The organism is Duganella sp. 1224 (assembly GCF_013408245.1).
Lineage (GTDB): Bacteria > Pseudomonadota > Gammaproteobacteria > Burkholderiales > Burkholderiaceae_D > Rugamonas.
Map to the genome: position 1 here is coordinate 1,541,445 of NZ_JACBYS010000001.1, position 18,944 is coordinate 1,560,388.

General features: G+C 64.1%; 14 protein-coding genes and 1 pseudogene. 11 read left to right on the forward strand and 4 right to left on the reverse strand.

Going from position 1 to position 18,944, the window contains the following annotated elements:
* The first annotated feature begins 78 nt into the window (after window positions 1-78).
* From FHW58_RS06940 to FHW58_RS06950, 3 genes are all read left to right on the forward strand, one after another.
* Window positions 79-1,776, forward strand: coding sequence for an MFS transporter (locus FHW58_RS06940; protein WP_218892639.1), 1,698 nt, complete (start codon window positions 79-81; stop codon window positions 1,774-1,776).
* Between the two features lie 118 nt (window positions 1,777-1,894).
* Entirely contained in the window at window positions 1,895-3,163 is a 1,269-nt protein-coding gene (locus FHW58_RS06945) for an alkaline phosphatase family protein (protein ID WP_179672321.1), read from the forward strand.
* Window positions 3,164-3,187: 24 nt separating this feature from the next.
* A complete protein-coding gene (locus FHW58_RS06950) occupies window positions 3,188-4,495 on the forward strand; it encodes a cytochrome-c peroxidase (protein ID WP_373996638.1) in 1,308 nt (435 codons plus the stop codon).
* A 170-nt stretch (window positions 4,496-4,665) separates the two neighbouring features.
* Here the strand turns inward: FHW58_RS06950 and FHW58_RS06955 are convergent, their stop codons facing one another.
* On the reverse strand, window positions 4,666-5,313 hold the full coding sequence (locus tag FHW58_RS06955; RefSeq protein ID WP_179672322.1) for a PEP-CTERM sorting domain-containing protein: 648 nt from the start codon (window positions 5,311-5,313) through the stop codon (window positions 4,666-4,668).
* A gap of 194 nt (window positions 5,314-5,507) precedes the next feature.
* Window positions 5,508-7,589, reverse strand: a complete 2,082-nt coding sequence (locus FHW58_RS06960) for a 3-hydroxyacyl-CoA dehydrogenase NAD-binding domain-containing protein (RefSeq protein WP_179672323.1) — start codon at window positions 7,587-7,589, stop codon at window positions 5,508-5,510.
* Window positions 7,590-7,915: 326 nt separating this feature from the next.
* Here FHW58_RS06960 and FHW58_RS06965 point away from each other — a divergent pair, with 326 nt between their 5' ends.
* The 8 genes and pseudogenes from FHW58_RS06965 (at window position 7,916) to FHW58_RS06995 (ending at window position 15,224) form a co-directional block, all read left to right on the forward strand.
* Window positions 7,916-9,613 (forward strand): PAS domain-containing methyl-accepting chemotaxis protein, encoded by a 1,698-nt coding sequence (locus FHW58_RS06965; protein WP_179672324.1) that lies wholly within the window; start codon window positions 7,916-7,918, stop codon window positions 9,611-9,613.
* 3 nt (window positions 9,614-9,616) lie between these two features.
* Entirely contained in the window at window positions 9,617-10,432 is an 816-nt protein-coding gene (locus tag FHW58_RS06970) for a protein-glutamate O-methyltransferase CheR (RefSeq protein WP_179672325.1), read from the forward strand.
* A 9-nt stretch (window positions 10,433-10,441) separates the two neighbouring features.
* Window positions 10,442-11,011, forward strand: a complete 570-nt coding sequence (locus tag FHW58_RS06975; protein ID WP_179672326.1) for a chemotaxis protein CheD — start codon at window positions 10,442-10,444, stop codon at window positions 11,009-11,011.
* A pseudogene (locus FHW58_RS27900) lies at window positions 11,004-11,933 on the forward strand (chemotaxis protein CheW); the annotation flags it as partial. The gene FHW58_RS06975 and the pseudogene FHW58_RS27900, both read left to right, overlap by 8 nt.
* Window positions 11,934-12,065: 132 nt before the next feature.
* A complete protein-coding gene (locus tag FHW58_RS27905; protein ID WP_373996666.1) occupies window positions 12,066-12,518 on the forward strand; it encodes a chemotaxis protein CheW in 453 nt (150 codons plus the stop codon).
* A gap of 90 nt (window positions 12,519-12,608) precedes the next feature.
* Window positions 12,609-13,262, forward strand: coding sequence for a DUF4197 domain-containing protein (locus tag FHW58_RS06985; RefSeq protein ID WP_373996639.1), 654 nt, complete (start codon window positions 12,609-12,611; stop codon window positions 13,260-13,262).
* A 123-nt stretch (window positions 13,263-13,385) separates the two neighbouring features.
* Window positions 13,386-13,823: a MarR family winged helix-turn-helix transcriptional regulator gene (locus tag FHW58_RS06990; RefSeq protein WP_179672329.1), complete on the forward strand. Its 438-nt coding sequence runs from the start codon at window positions 13,386-13,388 to the stop codon at window positions 13,821-13,823.
* Entirely contained in the window at window positions 13,824-15,224 is a 1,401-nt protein-coding gene (locus tag FHW58_RS06995; RefSeq protein ID WP_179672330.1) for an MDR family MFS transporter, read from the forward strand.
* Between the two features lie 64 nt (window positions 15,225-15,288).
* Here FHW58_RS06995 and FHW58_RS27775 read toward each other — a convergent pair whose 3' ends face one another.
* Both FHW58_RS27775 and FHW58_RS07005 read right to left on the reverse strand, forming a co-directional pair.
* Entirely contained in the window at window positions 15,289-16,881 is a 1,593-nt protein-coding gene (locus FHW58_RS27775; RefSeq protein ID WP_179672331.1) for a methyl-accepting chemotaxis protein, read from the reverse strand.
* Between the two features lie 245 nt (window positions 16,882-17,126).
* On the reverse strand, window positions 17,127-18,773 hold the full coding sequence (locus FHW58_RS07005; RefSeq protein ID WP_179672332.1) for a 3-(methylthio)propionyl-CoA ligase: 1,647 nt from the start codon (window positions 18,771-18,773) through the stop codon (window positions 17,127-17,129).
* Window positions 18,774-18,944: the final 171 nt, after the last annotated feature.

Sequence of the window (18,944 nt, forward strand, 5' to 3'; positions counted from 1 at the left end):
CACACTCGGATCAAGCTGACGAAGTACTAACTATCTCAGCCGGGGACAAAACATCCTAAAAATCAAAGGAGACACATCATGGCAAATACCGGGACTGCGGACAGCCGCAACCTACCCAAGCAAGCCACGCCGATCACGGCCGAAGAACGCAAGGTGATTTTTGCGTCCTCGCTCGGCACCGTGTTCGAGTGGTACGACTTTTACCTGTACGGCTCGCTGGCATCGATCATCGCCAAGCAGTTCTTCATCGGCGACCCGACCACCACCTTCATCTTCGCGCTGCTGGCGTTTGCGGCCGGCTTCATCGTGCGGCCGTTCGGCGCCGTCGTGTTCGGCCGGCTGGGCGACATGGTCGGCCGTAAATACACCTTCCTGATCACCATCCTGATCATGGGCGCGTCCACCTTTATCGTTGGCCTGCTGCCGGGCTACGCGGCGATCGGTATCGCGGCGCCGATCATCCTGGTGGCGCTGCGGATTCTGCAGGGTCTGGCGCTGGGCGGCGAATACGGCGGCGCGGCCACCTACGTGGCCGAACACGCGCCGGCGCACAAGCGCGGCGCCTTCACCGCCTGGATCCAGACCACCGCGACCATGGGCCTGTTCCTGTCGCTGATGGTGATCCTGGGCACCCGCACCGCAGTCGGCGAAGAGGCTTTCAACGCCTGGGGCTGGCGCGTGCCGTTCCTGGTGTCGGTGCTGCTGCTGGGGATCTCGGTGTGGATCCGCATGTCGATGAATGAATCGCCGGCCTTCGCCAAGATGAAATCCGAGGGCAAGACCTCGAAGGCGCCGCTGAGCGAAGCCTTCGGTCAATGGAAAAACCTGAAAGTGGTGATCCTGGCGCTGATTGGCCTGACCATGGGCCAGGCGGTGGTGTGGTACACCGGCCAGTTCTACGCGCTGTTCTTCATGACCGAGGTGCTGAAGATCGATCTGGCCAGCGCCAACGTGATGACCGCGCTGTCGCTGGCGCTGGCCACGCCGTTCTTCATCTTCTTCGGCATGCTGTCGGATAAGATCGGCCGCAAATGGATCATCCTGGGCGGCTGCATCCTGGCGGCGGCGACCTACTTCCCGCTGTTCGGCGCCCTGACCCACTACGGCAATCCGCAGCTGGAAACCGCGCTGAAAAATTCGCCGGTGGTGGTGGTGGCCGATCCGGCCACCTGCCACTTCCAGTTCAACCCGACCGGCCAGAAGAAATTCCCGTCGTCGTGCGACATCGCCACCAGCATGCTGTCGAAGGCCTCGGTCAACTACACCACGCAGGACGCGCCCGCTGGCAGCGTGGCCAAGATCAAGGTCGGCGACAAGGAAATCACCTCGTTCAACGCGGTCATGACGGCCGACGGCCTGAACTTCGACAAAGCCTCCAAGGACACCGAAGCGGCGCTGAAGAAGGAAGTTGGCGCCGCCGTCAAGGCCGCCGGCTACCCGGCCAAGGCGGACGAGTCGCAGATCAACAAGCCGATGATGGTGCTGATCCTGTTCATCCTGGTGCTGTACGTGACCATGGTGTACGGCCCGATCGCCGCCATGCTGGTGGAGATGTTCCCGACCCGCATCCGCTACACCTCGATGTCGCTGCCGTACCACATCGGCAACGGCTGGTTCGGCGGCCTGCTGCCGACCATCTCGTTCGCGCTGGTGGCGTTCAAGGGCGACATCTACTACGGCCTGTGGTACCCGATCGTGATTGCCCTGATCACCGTGGTGATCGGCGCGCTGTTCGTCGGCGAAACCAAGGACAACAACATCTACGCGTCGGACTGACGCCGGCCCGCGCCGCAAAAGCCGCCTACGGGCGGCTTTTTTTATGCAAGCGTCACAGCGCCGTCATAAATGTTTCCTATAGTGTCCGGCAGTTTATTTTTCATGGACCAAAACGACAATGAAACTGGGATTACATTTGAAGTGGGCGGGCCTGACCGCGCTGACCGCGCTGGCCGCCATCGTCGCCGCCTGCGGTGGCAGCAACGACAATCCGGACGTCGGCGCGCAACGCGTCAAGCACGTGTTCGTCATCACGCTGGAGAACAAGGACTATAACGACACCTTCGTCAATAGCACGCAGAACCCGTACCTGCAGAAAACCCTGCCGGGCATGGGCGCGCTGCTGACGCAGTACTACGGCACCGGCCACGCCAGCCTGACCAACTATGTCGCCATGATCAGCGGCCAACCGGTGACGCCGGCCACCGCCGGCGACTGCACCACGTACGCCGACTTCGTCCAGACCGGCACCAGCCCGGACGGCATGCCGATCGGCGACGGTTGCGTCTACCCGGCCTCGGTCAAGACGTTGCCGGACCAGCTGAAAACCGCCGGCCTGACCTGGCGCGGCTACATGGAAGACATGGGCAACGATCCGACCCGCGAAAGCGCCACCTGCGGCCATCCGGTCATCGGCACCACCGACCAGACCAACCACCAGTTGGCGCCGAGCGCTGCCGTGCCCAAGGGCGACCAGTATGCCGCCCGCCATAACCCCTTCGTCTACTTCCATTCGATCATCGATTCGCCGGATTGCAACGCTAACGTGGTGGCGCTGGACAAGCTGGACGCCGACCTGGCCAAGATCAGCACCACGCCGAACTTCGTGTTCATCACGCCCAACGTCTGCAACGACGGTCACGATGGCGACGGCACCGGCGCGGCCGGCAAGGGCTGCATCAACGGCCAGCCTGGCGGCCTGAAGTCAGCTGACGAGTTCCTCAAGGTATGGGTGCCGAAGATCCTGGCGTCCGAGGCGTACAAGCAGGACGGCCTGCTGATCATCAACTTCGACGAGGGCGGCGCGACGGCGGGGCAGACGGTGACGGTCGACTCGTCAGGCAAGCAGCACATCGTGGTCAACTACAACTCCAGCGAAGCCTGCTGCAATCAGCAGAGCGGACCGAACGTCAAGTACCCGCTGACGCTGACTTTCCCCGTGTCGGCCAGCATGCAGTACGACCTGAACTTCCCGGCACCGGGCGGCGGCCGCACCGGCGCCGTGCTGCTGTCGCCGTTCATCAAGCCGGGCACGGTGAGCAACGTCGGCTACAACCACTATGCGATGCTGAAGAGTATCGAGCAGATCTTCAAGATCAAGGAATACCTGGGCTACGCCAACCAGGCCGGCCTGGCGTCCTTCGGCGACGACGTCTTCACGAACTGACAGGCAGCGCATCAGGATGAGACTGTGAGCAAGCTGGTTGCCTTGATCGCTGCGCGCCGCGGCGCGATGCCGATTGCGCTGGTGCTGTCGCTGACGCTGGCGTTGGCGTTGTCCGCCTGCGGCCGCGCGCCTGCGCCAGCCACGGCCACGGTCCCTGCCCCGGCCTCTTCCCCGGCGCCGGCGTTGGCGCAAGCGCCGACAATGGCCAGCGCCGCATCGCCGGACCGCGCCGCCATGGCCGCGCTTGGCCGCAAGATCTTCTTTGACGCCACGCTGTCGGCCTCCGGCAAGCAATCCTGCGCCACCTGCCACAGTCCCGCTCACGCCTACGGGCCGCCGGATGGCCGCGCCGTGCAGCCGGGCGGCGCCAGCATGGACCGCGAAGGCCTGCGCGCCGTGCCGTCGTTGCGCTACGTGCTGCCGCGCACGCCGCGCTGGTTCAAGGAACACCAACGCGACCCGATCGAGCGCGAAATCGAAATCGACTCCGTGCCCACCGGTGGCTTCGCCCGCGACGGCCGCTTCGACACGCTGCACGAGCAGGCCCGCGCGCCGCTGTTCGATCCGGCCGAAATGGCCAACCGCGACGACGCCACGCTGGCCGCCAAGTTGCGCGCCACCGCCTATGCCGGTGAATTTGCGCGCGTCTTCGGGGCCACGACGCTGTCCGATGACCGCCAGGCAGTGGCGGCGCTCACGCTGGCGCTGGAGCGGTTCCAGCTGGACGACCCAAGCTTCGCGCCGTACAGCAGCAAGTTCGACCGCATTCTGCGGGGGCAGGCGCAACTGAGCGCGCAGGAACAGCGCGGGCTCGCCCTGTTCGCCGATCCCGCCAAGGGCAACTGTGCCTCCTGCCACACCGCCGCGCCCGGCGCGAACGGCGCGGCGCCGCTATTCACCGACTATTCGTTCGCCAATCTCGGCGTGCCGCGCAACCGCAAGCTCAAGGCCAACGCCGACCCGGCCTTCTTCGACCTTGGCCTGTGCGGCCCGCAACGCCAGATCCCGGCTGGCGTGGATGAAAAATACTGCGGCACCTTCAAAACGCCGAGCCTGCGCAATGTTGCCGCCCGCCGGGTCTTCATGCACAACGGCGTGTTCACCAACCTGGCCGACGCCGTCCGCTTTTATGTCGAGCGCGACCTCCGGCCGGCGCGCTGGTACGGCAAGGACCGCTACGACGACTTGCCTGTTGCCTACCGCAGGAACGTCGACCAATTGACCGCGCCGATGGACCGCCGTCCCGGCGACAGGCCGGCGCTGAGCGAGAAGGAAATCCAGGACATCGTCGCCTTCCTGCGCACGCTGACGGATGACGACGTGCGGAGCTAGCGCCCAAAGCGGCGCACTCGACGCTTGGTCGGCCAGCCAGGCACGGATCGCGTCGAGGTCGCGCTTGCCGGAGCACGAAGCTGAGGTGGGTGGCCTCGGTGGTCAACTGCTCGGCGACATGAAAAAAAAACCGCCCCGAAGGGCGGTGAACTCGCGGGTACGTACTCGGTTCAGGCTGATTTGCGGCGGCGGGCCACGGCGCCCATCAGCGCCAGGCCGCCCAGCAGCATGGCGTAGGTTTCCGGTTCCGGCACGGCGGCGGCGATGTTCGAGGCGCCAAACTCCACGCGCAGGCCAGTCGGATTGCCACCATTCTGCTGCCAGTTGGTGACCACGAAGTCCAGCTTGTTCACGCCGGAGACGAAACCGCTGTTGGCGCCAAAACTGGTCCAGTCGGTAAAGCCGGTGGCGCTGGAGATGACGCTGTTGTTCAGCTTGACCGTGACGGCGTTGTCGGCAGCCAGGCGGCCGGCGAAGGACGCGGTGGCGGCGTTGTAGCCGGTCAGGTCGAACGACAGCGTGTAGGTGTAGGTGCCGTTGCTCCAGGAATCAAAACTCTGGCCCTGGCTGGCGGTCGGCGTGATCCATTTCGACACGCCACTATTGGCCAGCCAAGGATTGATCGGCCAGGCGCTGTCGTTGGTAATGACGGGGACGGTGCCGACCGGCGTGTCGTTGCTGACGGCGGTCAACTTGTAGTTCGGATCGCTGCTGCCGCTGGCGCCGAGGCCGGTGTTCATCAGGCCGGAGATGGTGTCGGCATGCGCCGAAGCGATGGTTGCCACGGCAAGCGCGGCGGCGATGATGGTCTTTTTCATGAGTGCCTCTAAAAAATGGGGGTGAATTGGCCAGCATCGATGGGGATGCCAGTAATCATCGTCGAACCGTTTTTTAGGGCTTCGAAGGACATGAACTGCTGTTGTGAAAAATTATAACGTAGTTTTTTAGAAAATGCTCACATGCCACTTAAATTTCCTTGCGGCATGTGAAAGCACGTTCTTTCCGATGGCGGCTAACTATTAAAGTTCTTTCCCTCTGCCGCCAGTTTTTGCAACAACGGCGCCGGTTTCCATGCCTCGCCATGGTGGCCCCTGGCGTATTTCTGGATGGCGGACAGCACATTCGGCAGGCCGACGGTGTCGGCATAGAACATCGGTCCGCCGCGGTACAGCGGGAAACCGTAGCCGGTCAGGTAGACCATGTCGATGTCGGAGGCGCGCAAGGCGATGCCCTCTTCCAGGATCAGCGCGCCCTCGTTGACCAGCGCGTACACCAGGCGTTCGACGATTTCCTCGTCGCTGATCTTGCGGCGGGTAATGCCCAGGTCAGCCGAGTGCTGAACGATCATGGCGTTGACTTGCTCGTTCGGATAGGCCTTGCGGTCGCCGGCCTTGTAGTCGTACCAGCCGGCGCCGGTTTTCTGGCCGTAGCGGCCCATTTCGCACAGCAGGTCGGCGGTCTTGGAATAGCTGATTTCCGGTTTCTCCACGTAGCGGCGCTTGCGGATCGCCCAGCCGATGTCGTTGCCGGCCAGGTCGCCCATGCGGAATGGCCCCATGGCAAAGCCGAACTTCTCGGCGGCCTTGTCCACCTGCTCCGGCAGCGCGCCCTCCTCCAGCAGGAAGCCGGCCTGGCGGCTGTACTGCTCGATCATGCGGTTGCCGATGAAGCCGTCGCACACGCCCGACACCACGCCGGTTTTCTTCAGCTTCTTGGACAGCGCCAGCGCCGTGGCCAGCACGTCCTTGCCGGTTTGCTTGCCGCGCACAATCTCCAGCAGCTTCATGACGTTGGCCGGCGAGAAGAAGTGCGTGCCGATCACATCCTGCGGACGCCTGGTGAAACCGGCAATCTTGTCGACGTCCAGCGTCGAGGTGTTGGTGGCCAGGATGGCGCCCGGCTTCATCACCTCGTCCAGCTGGCGGAACACCGCTTCCTTGACGCCGATTTCCTCGAACACGGCTTCCACCACGATGTCTGCCTGGCCGATGTCATCATAGGACAGCGTGCCACGCAGCAGCCCCATGCGCTGATCCAGTTTCTCCTGGGTCAGCTTGCCCTTTTTCAGCGTGTTCTCGTAGTTCTTGCGGATGGTGGCGATGCCCTTGTCCAGCGCTTCCTGCCTGGTTTCCAGCAGCGTGACCGGAATGCCGGCGTTGAGGAAGTTCATGGCGATGCCGCCGCCCATGGTGCCGGCGCCGATGATGGCGGCCGACTTGATGGAGCGCACCGGCGTGTCCGCCGGCACATCCGGCACCTTGCTGGCCACCCGTTCGGCGAAGAAGGCGTGGCGCAGCGCTTTCGACTCGGTGGTCTGGATCAGGTGCAGGAAGCGCTCGCGCTCGAACTTCATGCCATCCTCGAATTTCATCGTGACCGAGGCGGCCACGGTTTCCACGCATTCCAGCGGCGCCGGGAACGGGCCGGCCATGGCCTTGACGGTGTTGCGCGAGAATTGCAGGAAGGCTTCGTGGTTCGGGTAATCGACCTTGCGGTCACGCACCTTGGGCAGCGGACGGGCGTCGGCGATTTTCTCGGCGAAGGCCACGGCCGACTGCAGCAGGTCGGCGTCGGCCGCGAAGATTTCGTCGAACAGCGCCGGCAGTTTTTCCGACGGCACCGGGTTGCCGGAAACGATCATGTTGAGCGCCGGCTCCAGGCCCAGCACGCGCGGCAGGCGCTGGGTACCGCCGGCGCCCGGCAACAGGCCCAGTTTCACTTCCGGCAGCGCGATCTGCGCGCCCGGCATCGCCACGCGGTAGTGGCAGCCGAGCGACAACTCCAGGCCGCCGCCCATGCAGACGGTATGGATGGCCGCCACCACCGGCTTGGTCGAGCTCTCGGCGGTGGCGATGAAGGTGTGCAGGCTGGGCTCGGCCAGCGCTTTGGGCGTGTTGAATTCCTTGATGTCGGCGCCGCCCGAGAAGGCCTTGCCGGCGCCGGTGATGACGATGGCCTTGACCGCGTCGTCGGCCAACGCGCGCTGGATGCCGTTGACGGCGGCGGTGCGCGTTTCCAGGCCCATGCCGTTGACCGGCGGGTTGTTCAGCGTAATGACGGCCACGGCGCCGTGCACTTGGTATTCAGCAGTCATGTGTCTCTTCCTTATGATTTTAGTGGGAGGCTACCCGTCCACTATACCGCATAAAAAGAACGACCGTATTATTATTTTTGCGGCCCCGCTTTTGCGTGCGTAGAGGAAACTTTGCAACGCGGAGAGCCGCTTGCATCCGCTGTTGCGACAAAGGGACAATTCGCCCGCATTATATGCTGCTCGGCTTGCTTCCATTTTAAATAGAAGAAATAATTAACCCGCAAACCATATTCCCCGCCCCCGAATATCAGATTAATTCTCACCGAATATCACACTTAATAATCAACCAAGATATTTGGTACTACATATTTGACAGGGAACTTTCCATGAACGCTCCGAGCCAGGTAATGAATATCCAGGATATCGAACTGCAAGCCATCCATGCGGCCCTGAATCGGGTGCAGGCGGTGATCGAGTTCGACCTGGAAGGCAAGATCCTGCACGCCAACGAGAACTTCCTGCGCGCGGTCGGCTACACGCTGGACGAGGTCCAGGGGCGCCATCACGCCATGTTCTGCGAGCCGGAATACGCCGCCAGCCCGGCATATAAACAGTTCTGGACCAACCTCGCCGCCGGCCAGTTCAACCAAGGCGAATTCAAGCGCCTGGCCAAGGGCGGCCGTGAAGTCTGGATCAACGCCTCCTACAATCCCATCATGGACGCGGACGGCAAGCCCTACAAGGTTATCAAGTTCGCTACCGACATCACCGACAGCCGCATGCGCAACGCCGAGTACGAAGGCAAGGTCAGCGCCATCGGCAAGGCCCAGGCCGTGATCGAGTTCGACATGGGCGGCCACGTGCTGACCGCCAATGAAAACTTCCTCGATGTCATGGGTTACTTCATGGATGATATTAAGGGCGAACACCATCGCATTTTTTGCGACGCCGATTATGCGGCAAGTGCAGAATATAAACGTTTCTGGCAAAAATTGAATCGTGGTGAATTCGACAGTGGCCGTTATAAACGCCTGGGGAATAATAAGAAAACGGTATGGATACAGGCCACTTATAATCCGATTCTGGATTTAAATGGCAAGCCATACAAAATAGTTAAATACGCAACGGATATTACCGCGCAAGTACAACTGGAGGAATCGGTGGCGGCCAAGGCCAAGTCCGATGGCGAGAAGATCGCCCGCCTGCTGGACTCGGTCGAGCACGCTGCCGCCGGCGACCTGACCAGCAAGGTGCTGATCGAGGGCGACGAGCCGCTGGATCAGCTGGCCGCCGGCATCAGCAAAATGATCGCCGACCTGCGCAAGGTCATCAGCGACGTGGTGATGTCCGCCAGCGGCCTGGCCGACGCCTCCACCACCATTTCCGAGCGCTCCAACGGCGTGGCCGTGGGCACGCAGGCGCTGGGCGCCACCGTGGAGGAAATGAACGCCTCCATTGACGGCCTGACCAGCTCGATCAACATCATCGCCGGCAACACCTCGGACGCCGACGCCATGGCCAAGTCCACCCAGCAAGAGGCGGAAATCGGCGCCAAGGCGGTGGCCAAGTCGATCGAGGCCATGGACCTGATCAACCGCTCGTCGGAGGACATCGGCGAGATCGTCAAGGTGATCAGCGACATCGCCAACCAGACCAATATGCTGGCCTTCAACGCCGCCATCGAGGCCGCGCGCGCCGGCGAGCACGGCCTGGGCTTCTCGGTGGTGGCGGACGAGGTGCGCAAGCTGGCCGAGCGCTCGTCGCAGGCCACCAAGGAGATTTCCAAGCTGATCAACGAGTCGGTCAAGCGGGTCTCGGCCGGCAGTGAGATTTCGCGCCAGGCCAGCGATGCCTTCGACAAGATCCTGGTCGGCGTGGTCAAGACCACCGAGGCGATTTCCGATATTTCCAAGGCCACCAACGAGCAGCTGCTGACGGCGCGCGAGGTCAGCACCGCGGTGCAGTACATCGCCGAGGAGGCCGAAAAGTCGGCCGCCGCCTGCGACAGCATCGCCCGCTCGACGGAAGGCCTGAACCAGCGCGCGGGCGATCTGAACAAAACGGTTTCCGGCTTCACGGTGTAAGCCATGGACGCCAGCGGCTTTACCCCGGCGACGCTGAACGCGCTGATTGCGCTGGTGCGCAAGCACACCGGCATCGCCATGACCGAACGCAAGAGCGTGCTGCTGGAGCGGCGCCTGCGCCCGCGCGTGCAGGCGCTCAAGTTGAGCAGCTACCAGGATTACCTGGACAAGGTCGAGCAGGACCGCGCCGAGGTGCCGCATTTCATCGACCTGGTGACCACCAACGACACGCTGTTCTTCCGCACGCCGCAGGTGTGGGAATATGTCGAGAAGGAATTTCTGCCGCAGTGGTGGGCCGCGCACCCGGGCCAGCGCCTGAAGGTGTGGTCGGCGGCGGCCTCCAGCGGCGAGGAGCTGTATTCGATGGCCGTGCTGTGCGAGGAATTCGCCGAGCGCCATCCAGGCTTCGGCTACCAAATCCACGCCACCGACATCTCGCGGCAGATCCTGGCGCTGGCGCGCGACGGCCAGTACGGCGGCCGCTCGGTCGAACGCCTCCAGTCCACGCATCCGGACTGGGTGAACAAGTATTTCCGTCCCAGCGCCAGCGGCCTGCGGGTGGTGGATGCATTGAAAAAAAACGTGGAGCTGGCCCAACATAACCTGCTGACTCCATTAAAGCCGTCCAGACAGTTTGACCTGGTGTTTCTGCGCAATGTGCTGATCTATTTCGATCAAGAACATCAGCAGACCATCCTCCAGCAGGCGCGTCTGAGCATGGCCCCGCACGCGATCATGATCGTGGGCGAATCCGAATCGATCACAGGCCTCAACACCGCCTACCAGTTCGACCGGCCGATGGTCTACAGAATGGAATAGGTGGTAAATATGCAAGCGCTCCTCAACCCGCCCGTCCAGCCGCCGCTGGCCGGCGCCGCCCTGCCCTGGCCCGCGCCGGACGACACCGTCCACAGCGGGCGGGCGCCGCTGCAGGTGACCATGGGCCAGCTCAAGCTGGGCGCCCGCACCGACCAGTTGCAGGCGCTGCTGGGCTCCTGTGTCGGCATCGCCCTGATCTGGAAAAAGCGCGGCGTCTGCGCGCTGGCCCACTGCCTGCTGCCGGAATGCCCGCAGATGGCCGATGAATTCGGCGCGCGCTACGTCAACCAGGCCGTGCCGTCGCTGCTGCGCCTGCTGGGCGCCAGCGAGGCCGACCACGCCGACATCGACGTGGTGGTGGCCGGCGGCGCGACCATGCTGAACGGCTGCTCCAGCCGCCTGCAGATCGGCCAGCAGAACGCCGAGGCGGCCCGCAAATACCTGCGCCAGCACAGCCTGAACGTGGTGTACTGCCGCGTTGGCGGCAAGTGCGGCCGCACCCTGACCATCGACTGTGCCACTTGCGCCTACGCGGTGCAGGAAATCGTCACCACCTGCTCCGGAGCCACGCATGCCTGACGCCTCGGCCACCTCCTGTACTGAATTGTTTGGTTCCTTTGTCCTGGGCGACGACGAGTTCGCGCTGCCGGCCAGTTGCTTCCGCGAGGTGGTCAACTACCCGGACAAGGTGTCGGCGCTGCCGCTGTCGCCCGCGTTCCTGGAGGGCGTGTTCACGCTGCGCGGCAGCGTGATCCCGGTGGTCAACCTCGGCCGCGTGTTCCATGCCGACGCGCGCGGCGCGCGGCCCACCGACAAGATCGCCATCCTCGACTACGAGGGCGTGCTGATCGGCATCCTGTTTGACGCCACCGGCGAAATCCTGCGCGTGCGGCCGGAACAGCGCAGCACGCTGGCCTATGCCGACGGCGAAAAGCGCGGCGTGGTGGCCGGCACCATCCTGCTCGACCGCGGCGCGCGCCTGATCCAGGTGCTTGACCCCGATGCCCTGATCCACATCGAAAACGTGCCGCAGGTGCGCGCCATCCAGTGCGCCGACCGCGAGACGCGCCGCCACCAGGGCGAACGCCGCCAGTGCGTCAGCTTCCGCGTCGGCGCCTCGACCTTTGCGTTCGAAATGGCGGCGATCCAGGAAATCATCCGCGTGCCGGAATTGCAGGCGTCGGTGCTGAACAGCGCGCTGTGCCTGGGCCGCATCAACTTCCGCGGCGCGCCGGTGGCGGTGGTGGATTTCGCCACGCTGCTCAACGCCGCGCCGCCGGCGGACGCACGGGTGGCCGGGCCGGAACAGCGCATCATCGTGGCGCGCATCGACGACGCCACCATCGGCTTCCTGGTCGATTCGGTCAACAACATCATCCATTTCTACAGCGAGGAAGTGATGCCGATTCCGCTGCTGAGCAAGGCGCGCGCCGGCATGTTTGGCGGGTGCCTGTCCAAGCCGCAGCTGGGCGACATCTTTTTCCTCGATCACAAGCAGATTTTCTCCAGCGCCGAAATCAGGGAGATGCGTACCGGCCACGCCAACCTGTATCCCAAGGACAGCGAGCTGATCGCCAAGAACGAACGGCGCGAGGCGCGCCGCAGCCAGCGCCAGGTCTACATCACCTTCGCGCTGGAAAACAGCTACGCGGTCGAGATCAAGCAGGTGCGCGAGATCATCGACCTGACCGTCGGCGACATCACGCGGCCGCCCGGCATGCCGGCCTTCATGCGCGGCATGCTCAACCTGCGCCAGCAGATGATCAGCGTGATCGACCTGCGCGGTCTGTACCAGATGGCGCCGCTGCAGGACGCCACGCTGTGCAAGATCCTGGTGGTGGAGCGCGGCGACGACTGCTACGGCCTGATGGTGGACGCGGTGGAAAACATCATGACCATCGAGGACAGCCGCCGCTTCGGCGCGCCGAAAATGATGCGCAACCCCAGCGCCCAGGGCGATCCGCGCAGCGAGATGGACGAGGTGATCGACATAGGCGAAGGCGACGCCCGCCGCACGCTGAGCGTATTCCAGTGCGACCGTCTGCTGGAACGGCTGACCAAAGAGATCCCGGCGCTGGCGGCGTAAGCGGCGCGGGAGTACAGTAACGCTTTACCAACCTTGAAAGCGTTACCGACCATGCCGACTGCCCGCCGCCCCCTCCTTCTGTTACTTCCGATGAGCCTGCTGGCCGCCAGCGCGTGGGCGCTGTCGCTGTCCGACCTCAGCAATCAGGACGCGTCCGGCGGGCTGAAGGCGGCGCTGGAGAGCGGGTCCAGGGCGGCGGTCAGCAAGCTGGGGACGGAGGGCGGCTTCCTCGACAACGACAAGGTGCGCATCCCGCTGCCGCGCATCCTGGAGCAGGCGCGGCCGATCCTGAAGATGACCGGCAAGGGCCAGCAGCTCGATGAGCTGGTGGTGCAGATGAACCGCGCGGCCGAGTCCGCCGTGCCGATGGCCAAGCCGCTGCTGATCGACGCCGTCAAGTCGATGACGATTACCGATGCCAAGAATATCCTGACCGGCGGCGATACGTCGGTCACCGACTTTTTCCGCGCCAAGACGCAGGACAAGCTGGCGGTGCAGTTTCTGCCGGTGGTGAAGAAGGTCACCGACCGCTCGGGCGTGGCCACCAAATACAATGCCGCGATGAGCCTGGCGCCCAAGCTGGGCGTGATCGCCAAGGACCAGGCCACGGTGGAGGGCTATGTCACGCAGCGCGCGCTGGATGGGTTGTACACCATGATCGCCGAGGAGGAAAAAGCCATCCGCGCCGATCCTCTGGGCTCTGGAAGCAAGCTGATCGGCAAAGTCTTCGGCGCACTGAAATAGAAGCCGACGACACCCGCGCAACCCGCAACACCGCCGCAGCCAGGGTCAGACCCCGTACGGGGTATGACCCTTCGGTCCGGGGTGCTGTATAATTAGATAGGTAGCCTACCTACTTATCTAGCCATGACCCCTGCCCAAGACGCCACCGCCCTTGCCGACGAACTGCGCACCGCCCTGCACCACGTCTTCCGCCGCCTGCGCCAGGAAAGCGACGACGATCCGTCCGGCCTGACGTTGCAGCAAAAAATGCTGCTGTCCACCATCAGCCTCAACCCCGGCATCGGCGTGGCCGAGCTGGCGCGCCAGGAAAAGCTGCGCGGCCCCACCATGAGCGGTCACATCAAGACACTCGAAGCCCTCAAGCTGGTCCAGCGCGACGCCCCCGACCCGGACGACCGCCGCCGCAGCGGCCTGTTGCTGACCGCACACGGTGTGGACACGCTCAACGACATCCGCACCCGCCGCCGCGACTGGCTGGCGCGCCGCCTGGCGCAACTGCCGCCGGAAGGCGCGGCCGCGCTGCGCAACGCCCTGGTCTACCTGAATGAAATCGGAGCATAAATGCAGCCATCGATCCGACACATCTACTTCGGCCTGGTCATCATGATTGGCCTGGCGGCGCTGGACCAGAGCATCGTCTCCACCGCGCTGCCGCGCATCGTGTCCGAACTCGGCGGCATGGCCCACCTGTCATGGGTGGTTGCCGCCTACGTGCTGGCGTCCACCGCCACCATGCCGCTGTATGGCAAGCTGAGCGACCAGTATGGCCGCAAGCCGCTGCTGTACACCGCCATCCTCACCTTTCTGGCCGGCTCGGCGCTGTGCGGGCTGGCGCAGAACATGACCGAGCTGATCGTCTTCCGCGCGATCCAGGGGCTGGGCGCGGGCGGCTTCATGCCGCTGGCGCAGATCGTCATCGGCGACCTGGTGCCGCCGGCCGAGCGCGGCAAGCGCCAGGGCAGCATCGCCGCCGTCTACGCACTGACCAGCGTGCTCGGGCCGGTGCTGGGCGGGCTGCTGACCGACTGGCTGTCATGGCACTGGATTTTCTACGTCAACCTGCCGGTGGGCGCGCTAGCGTTGTACGTCATCGCCAGGTCGCTGCCGCACGACAAGCCGCACAACGCGCACAAGATAGACTATCTGGGCTCGGCGCTGCTGACCGGCGCCATCACGGCGGCGCTGCTGGTGCTGGCGCTGGGCGGCACCGAGTGGCCGTGGGACGGCCCGCAGGTGCGCTGGCTGGCGGCGCTGGCGCTGGCCTTGGCCGCCCTGCTGCTGTGGCACGTGCGGCGGGTGCCGGAACCGGTGCTGCCGCCGGACTTGTTCGCCAACCGCGTGTTCAACGTGGCCAGCGTTGTTTTGGCGCTGACCTTCGTCGGCATGATGGGGTCGAGCGTGTTCTTTCCGCTGCTGTTTCAGCTGGTGATGGGCGCCTCGCCCGCCAGTTCGGGCCTGTTGACCATGCCGATGATGGTCGGGCTGGTGATCTCGTCGGCGCTGGGCGGCCGGGTGCTGAGCAAGTCCGGCCGCTACAAGCCGGCGCAGGTGGCGGGGCTGACGCTGGCCACGTTGTCGTTCGGCGCGCTGGCCTGGGGGATTGCCGGATCGGCCGGCTACATGGTGCTGGAGCCGGCGATTTTCGTGCTTGGCGCCGGCCTCGGGCTGGTGATGCCGAATATGACGATGGCGGTGCAGAATGCCCTGCCCGCCATGCGGCGCGGCGTCGGCACGGCGATGCTGGGGTTTTTCCGCTCGCTGGGCGGCTTGATCGGCGTGACCGGCTCGGGAGCGATCCTGGCGCAGCAGTTGCATGGGCAGGCGGCCAGCGCGGCCAATGCGGCGCTGTATCGCCACGCCATCGGCCAGATCTTCGGCGTGGGGACGGTGATGGTGGGCCTGGGCCTGGTGATGCTGGCGTTCTTGCCGGAGCTGCCGCTGGCCGGCCGGCGGCACCCGTGAAACCCGCACACCGTTGGCGCCAGGGTCAGACCCCGTACGGGGTCTGACCCTTCCAGTCGGGGTGCTATGCGCGCGCCAAGGCCAGGCGGCTGTGTCCGCCGCGGCGCTGGACGCCGGCGTCCAGCTTGAAGGTGCTGACCATTTCTTCCAGCTGCGCCGCCTGCTCCTGCATGGCGTTGGCGGCTGCGGCGGCTTCTTCCACCAGCGCCGCGTTCTGCTGCGTCACCTCGTCCATCGAGACAATGGCCTGGTTGATCTGATTGATGCCTTCGCTCTGCTCTTCGCCGGCGATCATGATCTCGGTCATGATGCTGGTGACGCGCTCAACGCTGCTGACGATCTCGCCCATCGTGGCGCCAGCCTTGTCCACCAGCTGGTTGCCGGCATCGACCTGCTGCACCGACTCGGTGATCAGTTCCTTGATTTCCTTGGCGGCGGCGGCCGAGCGCTGCGCCAGGTTGCGCACCTCGGTGGCCACCACGGCAAAGCCACGCCCCTGCTCGCCGGCGCGCGCCGCTTCCACCGCCGCGTTCAGCGCCAGGATATTGGTCTGGAAGGCGATGCCATCGATCACGCCGATGATGTCGGCGATCTTGCGCGACGAGGTGTTGATGTTGCCCATGGTATCCACCACCTGCGACACCAGCTGGCCGCCCTTGCCGGCCACGTCCTGCGCGCTCAGCGCCAGCTGGTTGGCCTGGCGGGCGTTGTCGGCGTTCTGGCGCACGGTCGAGGTCAGCTCTTCCAGCGACGACGCGGTTTCTTCCAGCGCGGCCGCCTGGTTCTCGGTGCGGCGCGACAGGTCGAGGTTGCCGGAAGCGATTTCGGCGCTGGCGGTGGCGATGGCGCTGCTGCCGGTGCGGATGCTGCTGACGGTGCCGGACATCTGGTCCTGCATCTTGATCAGCCCCTTCATCAGCTTGCCCATCTCGTCATCGCGCTCGACGTCGATGCGGTTGGCCAGGTTGCCGCTGGCGATCTGGTCGAAGTGGCCCAGCGCGTGCTGCAGCGGACGCAGGATGGCGCCCAGCAGGCGCACGGCCGAGAAGATGATCAGCGCCGCGCCCAGCACCAGCGCGATGGTGTAGCCCTTGGTGAAGGTCGAGAAGAAGGACTGGCTGTCGTTATAGTGTTCCTTGGCGGTGGTCAGCTGGTAGTCTTCCAGCTTGACCGAGGCGGCGTCGAAGATGCCGAACTGGGCCGACAAGGTCTTCATCGACATTTCTTCGATTTTGGCTTCGTCCTTGTTGCGCAGCGCGTTCATCAGGCCGACCAGCTCGGCGCGGTAGACGGTGCGCTTGGCGTCCAGGTCCTTGGCCAGCACTTTTTCGTCATCACCCAGCGGCAGCGCCAGATATTGTTTCCACGACTTGTCGGAGTCGTTGAGGAAGCCGTCCGCGCGCGACAGCGTTTTTTCCAGGTCCGGCGCTTCCGGGTGGAACACGCCGCGGTCAATCACGAAACGCGCGCGGTTGAGGAAGTTTTTGGCATTGCCCAGCGCGATGGTCGAGGCCATCTGGTTGGAATACACGTCTTTCAGCGCGTAGTTGACCGTGTTCATGCCGTACATGCTGAGGACGCCCAGCACCAGCATCAGGATGCCGATCACCGACATGGTGGCGATCAGGCGCGTGCGAATGGTTATGCTATTGAACATATCGTTTTCTCGTCTGTAGTAGTGACCGGGAGCGTGTCGAATAGATGAACCTATCGCCGGGATGGGATGTTGCCGGGGTGCGCGCCTGGGTGGCCGGAGTGGCCCATAAAGTGCCGTAGGGCAATAATGTAACGGCATGACTGTTAGTAGTCAAACTATTTATTCATAAAATAAAACTAGTTTCATGCTTTAGGGTAACAAAAACCCGGCGCGTGGCCGGGCTGACAACGTTGCACCGCCAGGGATCAGACGGTGGGCAAGCGGTAATCGCGGTATCGCTCGCGCAGCTTGTTCTTCTGGATCTTGCCGGTGCCGCCGACTGGCAAGGCGTCGGCGAACACCACGTCGTCCGGCAGCCACCATTTGGCGACCTTGCCGTCGAAATGCGCCAGCAGTTGTTCGCGGCTGAGTTCGTGGCCAGGCCGGCGCACCACCACCAGCAGCGGCCGCTCGTCCCATTTCGGATGGGGCACGCCGATGCAGGCGGCCTGCATCACCGCCGGGTGCGCCATGGCGATGTTCTCCAGGTCGATGGTGCCGATCCATTCGCCGCCGGACTTGATGACGTCCTTGGCGCGGTCGGTAATCTGCATGAAGCCGTCCGCGTCGACGGTGGCCACGTCGCCGGTCGGGAACCAGCCGTCTTCCAGCACATCGCCGCCCTCGTGTTTGAAGTAGCTGGCGATGATCCACGGGCCCTTCACCAGCAAGTGGCCGGCGCTGACGCCGTCCCACGGCAACTCCTCGCCCAGTTCGTCGACGATCTTCATGTCGACGCCGTAGATGGCGTGGCCCTGTTTCTGCAGGATCTTGCGCTGCTCGTCCTTCGGCAGCGCCATGTGGCGGGACAGCAGCCCGCCGGTGGTGCCCAGCGGCGACATCTCGGTCATGCCCCAGCCGTGGATGACTTCAACGCCAAAGTCGTCGATCAGCGTGTTCATCATGGCTGGCGGACATGCCGAGCCGCCAATCACCGTGCGGCGGAAGGTGGAGAACTTCAGCTGATGCTGCTGGCAGTAGTTGATCAGGCCCAGCCAGACCGTCGGCACACCGGCCGAGAACGTGACTCTTTCCCGCTCCATCAGTTCATAGACCGACTTGCCGTCCAGCGCCGGACCGGGAAACACCATCTTGGCGCCCGACAGCGGCACCGAATAGGGCAGGCCCCAGGCGTTGACGTGGAACATCGGCACCACCGGCATCACCGCGTCGCGCGACGACACGTTGAGCACGTTCGGCAAGGCCGAGGCGTAGGCGTGCAGCACCGTCGAGCGGTGCGAGTACAGCGCGCCCTTGGGGTTGCCGGTGGTGCCGGATGTGTAACAAAGTGTCGCGGCGGCGTTCTCGTCGAACACCGGCCAGCCGTAGTCACCGCGCTCGGCGTCCAGCAGATCCTCGTAGCACAGCAGATGGGGAATCTTGCTGTCGGCCGGCATGCGGTCGGCCGCGCCGAGCAGGATCCAGCCCTTGACGGTCTTGCAGTGCGGGGCAATGGCCTCGATCAGCGGCAGGAAGCAGAAGTCGAACAGCAGGTACTGGTCTTCCGCGTGGTTGCAGATGTAGGCCAGTTGCTCCGGATGCAGGCGCGGGTTGATGGTGTGCAGCACGGCGCCGCTGCCGGAGACGGCGTAGTAGGCTTCCAGGTGACGGTAGCCGTTCCACGCCAGCGTGGCCACCCGCTCGCCCATGCGCACGCCCAGCCGCTGCAAGGCTTGCGCCAGCTGTTTGGCGCGCTGCTGGCAATCGCGGAAGGTGTAGCGGTGCAGGTCGCCTTCCACGCGCTGCGAGACGATTTCGCTGCGCGCGTAGTGGCGGGCGGCAAAATCGAGGATGGTGGAAATCAGCAGCGGCTGGTCCATCATCTGGCCCATCAGGGGTACTTGAGATTCCATGCATGTCTCCTATCTTATGGGATGAGTGTCGTGCCCGGGCGCGAAGACCGTCAACGCTTTTCCATGCTGCAGTGCCGCATCCGCGCGCTGCGGTAAAATCCGAGCCTTAGATCAACTGGAGCACATCATCACTGCCGCTACTTTGCCGCTGGACAATTCCTTCGCGTCCCT

Bases quoted from the DNA above. Each gene is read 5' to 3' on its own strand.
- FHW58_RS06960 (WP_179672323.1), bottom strand. From the start codon at position 7,589: ATGACTGCTGAATACCAAGTGCACGGCGCCGTGGCCGTCATTACGCTG.
- FHW58_RS06955 (WP_179672322.1), bottom strand. From the start codon at position 5,313: ATGAAAAAGACCATCATCGCCGCCGCGCTTGCCGTGGCAACCATCGCT.
- FHW58_RS06940 (WP_218892639.1), top strand. From the start codon at position 79: ATGGCAAATACCGGGACTGCGGACAGCCGCAACCTACCCAAGCAAGCC.
- FHW58_RS06975 (WP_179672326.1), top strand. From the start codon at position 10,442: ATGCAAGCGCTCCTCAACCCGCCCGTCCAGCCGCCGCTGGCCGGCGCC.
- FHW58_RS06990 (WP_179672329.1), top strand. From the start codon at position 13,386: ATGACCCCTGCCCAAGACGCCACCGCCCTTGCCGACGAACTGCGCACC.
- FHW58_RS06970 (WP_179672325.1), top strand. From the start codon at position 9,617: ATGGACGCCAGCGGCTTTACCCCGGCGACGCTGAACGCGCTGATTGCG.
- FHW58_RS06945 (WP_179672321.1), top strand. From the start codon at position 1,895: ATGAAACTGGGATTACATTTGAAGTGGGCGGGCCTGACCGCGCTGACC.
- FHW58_RS27775 (WP_179672331.1), bottom strand. From the start codon at position 16,881: ATGTTCAATAGCATAACCATTCGCACGCGCCTGATCGCCACCATGTCG.
- FHW58_RS06965 (WP_179672324.1), top strand. From the start codon at position 7,916: ATGAACGCTCCGAGCCAGGTAATGAATATCCAGGATATCGAACTGCAA.
- FHW58_RS07005 (WP_179672332.1), bottom strand. From the start codon at position 18,773: ATGGAATCTCAAGTACCCCTGATGGGCCAGATGATGGACCAGCCGCTG.
- FHW58_RS06995 (WP_179672330.1), top strand. From the start codon at position 13,824: ATGCAGCCATCGATCCGACACATCTACTTCGGCCTGGTCATCATGATT.
- FHW58_RS06985 (WP_373996639.1), top strand. From the start codon at position 12,609: ATGAGCCTGCTGGCCGCCAGCGCGTGGGCGCTGTCGCTGTCCGACCTC.